This is a genomic window from Mycobacterium sp., assembly GCF_035570115.1.
Lineage (GTDB): Bacteria > Actinomycetota > Actinomycetes > Mycobacteriales > Mycobacteriaceae > Mycobacterium.
Genome location: NZ_DATMLH010000298.1, coordinates 1 through 4,804 on the forward strand (window position 1 = coordinate 1; position 4,804 = coordinate 4,804).

The following is a 4,804-nucleotide window of genomic DNA, read 5'->3' on the forward strand; positions in this document are numbered from 1 at the left end:
GCACTCGTCTGGTCTTGGTCCGTGCGGTTCCAGCGGCCCGCCTCTTCCGTGTAGCCGAACGCGCGATTGTTCACCGTCGAGATACCTTCCTCGTACGCCACGGTGTCGAACATGGCGAGCGGTTGGAAGATGCGTTCACGCAGGAACGTCGCGAAGGTCTGCCCCGACGCCCGCTGCACGATCAGTGCCAGCAATGCATAGCCGCTGTTGCTGTACCGATAGTCGGTGCCAGGGCGGAAGTAAGTACGGTCCTGCGTTTCCAGCAGCCGCAGAACATCCGCGTCGTGCAACTGCGCTGCGAAGATTTCCGGGATCACATCTTCGTAGTCGATGAGCCCCGACGTGTGTGTGAGCAGGTGGCGAATCGTCACCGTCTCAGCGGCTTTCGGCAGCGAGGGCAGCCACGTGTGGCCGCGGTCATCAAGCGTGAGGCGGCCGTCCTCCGCCAGCAGCAGGATGCTCGCGGCGGTGAACTGCTTGCTGACCGATGCGAGCCGGTAATTCGTCTCCGGCGTGGCGGGCGTGTGCGTTTCCAGGTCCGCGAGGCCGTAGCTTGCCCGCACGACCGGCCGACCGTCCCGCAGCACGAGCAAGCTCGCGCCCGGCACGTCGCCGGCGTAGTTGCGCATCAAGGCGTCGACTTGCGGCGTCATCGGCCCCGTGCGTGGATTCCGGCCTCGACGACCGACATGAACGTGGTCAGATCCGAGATCAGGTCGTCGAATGTCCGCGGCCGCGGCGGATCATCCTCGTGAAGAAAGTCGGTGACGGTCTCGAACAGCCCGCCAACAGTGGCAACGGCCAACGCGTGATAGTCGACTCCGCCGCTCGGATGGTTGCGACGCCACAGTGACTCGATGAAAGACGCTGCCCAGCGCCGGTTCTCCCGCCGCTGGGCCTCAACTCGCGGCGAAATACCAGCGGCCACACCGAAAGTCACCATCGCGACGCGGGGGTCGTCGACCAGGGTGTGCGCGAACGCGGACAACAGCCGGCGCACAAGTTCTTCTTCGTCGGCATCGGCCGACTCGCGCATTGCCTGTGCCACTTGATCTTCGATGCGTTCGGAGACCCCGCGCAGCAGCGCCAAGTAACAATCCTCTTTGCTGTCGAACAGGTCGTAGAACGCTTTGTTGCCCACGTAGGCGGTCTGGCAGATCTCCTCGATCGACGTGTTGGCGTACCCGTCGCGGGCGAATAGCTCGAACGCCGCGGTGAGGAGTTGATCACGACGCTGCGCGCGGCGCTGCTCGGCGTCCAGGCCGCGGATTGTGCGCGGCCGGGCTTGCGCAGACGTGCGCGGTGCTGTCACGGAGCCGAATTTTAGTCCAATGCCCAATTTCGACAAGAGCTCTTGTTTCTAACTTGTCATCGTGTTGTAATCTGGGTCACAGTCGCTCAAGCAGGGAGACGCCATGCCGGGTCGCGCAGCCATCGCCACCACCTGCGTGGTCGCGGTCGCGTGGACCTGATTCCGGGTCTCTGACTCAGGCAGGGTGGGTGGCAAAGAACTGCCAGATGGTCTGGGTGGCGTTGAGCGCGTGCGACGTCGGGTCCGCTCGCTCGAGGGCGGTGGTACCGCCGGGCCACTGGTGTCGGCCGCCCTCGATGGTGATCAACACGACGCTGCGATTGCCGGCGCATGCGGCGGTCGATGTGGTGATCGGGGCGTTGGTGGTGATATCGGGTGGGCCGCACCGGTCGGCGTTGCGCCAGAACGCGTTGTCGTCAGCGATCGATGGCCCGTTGACGGTGCTCGTGCCCTGCCCGCCGTTGTAGAGGACCAGTCGGTCGGCGGTGCCGTGGATGTGAATCACCGACGTCGGGTGCGGCGCGGCGCATGCGTCGAGCTGGGTGGCCGAGTCCGGACCGATGGCAGCGAAGATGCCGCTGTTGCAGGCCAGCGCGTAGCTCATGATGCCGCCGTTGCTCATCCCGGTGGCATAGACCCGCGACTTGTCGATCGCCACGGCGGCGCTGATCTGACCGACCATCGCGGTGATAAAGCCGACGTCGTCGATGTTGTCACGGGCGGCCCGGCCACAGCAGCCGTGCCCATTCCATGCCCGCTCGACGCCGTCCGGGTAGGCGACGACGAACTTCGCTGAATCGGCCAATGAATCCCAGCCATAAGAGTTTTCAGCTTGCTCGCCGTTGCCGGTCACCCCGTGCAGCATGACCACAAGCGGTGCCGCCGCCGACAGGCCCGCCGGCTTGTGGACCCGGTAGGTGCGGTCCAGCCCCCCGAAGGCCATGGTGTGCACGCCGGTGCCGACCGGGAATCCCGTTTCCACCCGATGCGCGGCACAACATCCTGACAGGACGAGCAACACGCCGAGTAGCGCGGTAAGCCGAGCGAGCATGCCTCAAAGGTACTGGTTGCGCGCGGGTTTGCGGCTCGATCCGCACCCTTCCATGGTGCGCGGCCGGGGCTGCGACGAGACTGACCCTCATGCAGATCCCGTTCGCCGACGCGCTGCTCAGCCGCCTCAGCCGCCGCGGGGCCGGGCTCGAACTCATCGAGGAGATCGAGGACGAGGCGGCCGAATCCGTCGACGCCGCCGATCTGCCGCCGGCCGAACCGGCCCTGCTGTTGCAGAGGATGGAAAACCGGCTCATCCGACATCAGCTGGCCGCCCCGGAGGTGTTGAGCGCCGAGGAGCTGCGCAAGCTGCGCTACATCCTCAACTTCGCCAGGCTCGCCGACTTTGAGCCGGGCGCGGCGGGGCCGGGCGGTACCCGCGGGCGCGGAGACGTCTCGGTCGGCGCCGAGATCGCTCCGTGGCGGTCCCGGGTCGCCGACGCGCTCTACGGGCCGCTGCGCGAGGAACCGGATCCGATCACGGCGCTGACAACCGCACGCGAGGCGCTGGCGAGCCTGGCGCCCGACCAGGACGATCAGCGCCGAGTCCTCATCGAGCGCCACGGAAATGACTTCTCCCCAGCGGAATTGGACTCCGAGGTCGGCTACAAGAAGCTCGTCACGGTGCTCGGCGGCGGCGGTGGTGCCGGCTTCGTCTACATCGGCGGCATGCAGCGGTTGCTGGAGGTCGGCCAGGTGCCCGACTACATGATCGGCGCGTCGATCGGTTCGATTCTGGGCAGCCTGGTGGCTCGCGCTCTGCCGGTGCCGGTCGAGGAGTACATCGCCTGGGCGAAAACGGTGTCCTACCGCGCCATCCTGGGACGCGAACGGCTGCGCCGCCGCCACGGCCTGGCCGGCATGTTCGCGTTGCGTTTCGATCAGTTCGCGCACGCCATGCTCAGCCGTGCGGACGGCCAACGAATGCGCATGTCGGACTTGGCCATTCCATTCGACATCGTGGTCGCGGGTGTTCGCCGGCAACCGTATACGGCGCTCCCGTCCCGATTCCGCCGTCCCGCATTGGCCGCCCTGCAGTTGCGGTCGGTTCCGTTTCGTCCGATCGGCATCGGCCCGGTGGTGGGCGCTCGGATGTGGCAGGTTGCCGCGTTCATCGACTTGCGGATCGTCAAGCCGATCATCATTGGCGACGACGACCCGGCCCGCGACTTCGACGTCGTCGATGCGGCGTCGTTCTCGTCGGCCATTCCCGGTGTGCTCCATCACGAAACGAGCGACCCACGCATGATCCCGATTCTCGACGCCCTGTGCGAAGAGAAGGACGTCGCGGCTCTCGTCGACGGCGGCGCGGCGAGCAACGTCCCGGTTGAACTGGCGTGGAAGCGCATCCGCGACGGGCGGCTGGGCACCCGCAACGCGTGCTACCTGGCTTTCGATTGCTTTCACCCGCAATGGGATCCACGGCACCTGTGGTTGGTGCCGATCACCCAGGCGATGCAGCTGCAGATGGTACGTAACCTGCCCTACGCCGATCACCTCGTCCGATTCGGGCCGACGCTGTCGCCGGCTAACCTGGCGCCCTCCGTCGCGGCCATCGATCGTGCGAGCAGATGGGGGAGCAACAGTGTCGAGCGGGCGATCCCGGTGACGACGGCGCTGTTGCAGCCGACGTGGTGGGAAGGAGACGGCCCCCCCGCCGCCAAACCCAAAAAACCGCCGAAGTCGGTGGCGTCGCCGATGAGCTCGGTGATGGCTGCGATTCAGGTGCCGACGAGTCGCTTTGCCCGGTGGCGGAACCGGCTGACGTGACGTCCGGTCTACGCTGGCACAAGTGCGAACGGCCGTTGCTATTGGAATTGCCTTGCTCGTGCTTGCTGCGGCGGCCTCGGCCAGGTATGCGGCGCACACAGCGATGAGCGGCAGGCAGCCAGGCACTGCTCCCGCAACCGAATTCGCGACGGTGTCCAAGCTGATGAATGATGCGATTGCGGCAAAGAAGCTGCCGGGTGGCGTGGTGGTGATCGGGCATGGCGACAGGGTTGTCTTCCACCACGCCTATGGCTCGCGCAAGCTCGCCGGCGAACCGGGGCTCGACGGATCACCCGCACCTGCGGAGCCGATGACCGAAGACACCATCTTCGACATCGCATCGTTGACGAAGTGTCTCGGCACGGCGACTGCCGTCCTGCAGCTTTACGAACAAGGCTCGGTTCAGTTCGACGATCCGGTGCAGAAATATTTGCCTGACTTCAATACGGCGAACGATCCAGTGCGTGCCAAGGTGACGGTTCGCATGTTGCTCACGCACACGTCGGGCGAAGAGATAGACGTCGACCTCAAAGATCCGTGGGGACTGAACGCAGCCGATAAAGCCGAAGGCATTCATCGTGCGCTCACCACGCCGCTGCAGTCGGGTCCCGCCGAGGTCTTCCGCTACTCCGACATCAACTACATCCTGCTTGGCGCGCTGATCGAGAAACT

The 4,804-nt window shown here is 65.7% G+C and carries 5 protein-coding genes; 2 read left to right on the forward strand and 3 right to left on the reverse strand.

Annotated features, from left to right (window positions below; translation table 11 throughout):
- From VNW74_RS28430 to VNW74_RS28440, 3 genes are all read right to left on the reverse strand, one after another.
- Positions 1-653 (reverse strand): serine hydrolase domain-containing protein (locus VNW74_RS28430; protein ID WP_325683105.1); only part of this gene is annotated, 653 nt, incomplete at its 3' end.
- Positions 650-1,312 (reverse strand): TetR/AcrR family transcriptional regulator, encoded by a 663-nt coding sequence (locus VNW74_RS28435; protein ID WP_325683107.1) that lies wholly within the window; start codon positions 1,310-1,312, stop codon positions 650-652. The genes VNW74_RS28435 and VNW74_RS28430, both read right to left, overlap by 4 nt.
- A gap of 175 nt (positions 1,313-1,487) precedes the next feature.
- Entirely contained in the window at positions 1,488-2,363 is an 876-nt protein-coding gene (locus VNW74_RS28440; RefSeq protein WP_325683109.1) for an alpha/beta hydrolase family esterase, read from the reverse strand.
- Between the two features lie 89 nt (positions 2,364-2,452).
- Here VNW74_RS28440 and VNW74_RS28445 point away from each other — a divergent pair, with 89 nt between their 5' ends.
- Positions 2,453-4,132 carry a patatin-like phospholipase family protein gene (locus tag VNW74_RS28445; RefSeq protein WP_325683111.1) on the forward strand — a complete coding sequence of 560 codons (1,680 nt, stop codon included), beginning with the start codon at positions 2,453-2,455 and terminating at the stop codon, positions 4,130-4,132.
- Positions 4,133-4,235: 103 nt separating this feature from the next.
- On the forward strand, positions 4,236-4,804 hold a 569-nt coding region (locus tag VNW74_RS28450), incomplete at its 3' end, for a serine hydrolase domain-containing protein (protein WP_325683113.1).

Excerpts from the sequence above, each read along its gene's own strand:
- VNW74_RS28440 (WP_325683109.1), bottom strand. The coding sequence starts at position 2,363 with ATGCTCGCTCGGCTTACCGCGCTACTCGGCGTGTTGCTCGTCCTGTCA.
- VNW74_RS28445 (WP_325683111.1), top strand. The coding sequence starts at position 2,453 with ATGCAGATCCCGTTCGCCGACGCGCTGCTCAGCCGCCTCAGCCGCCGC.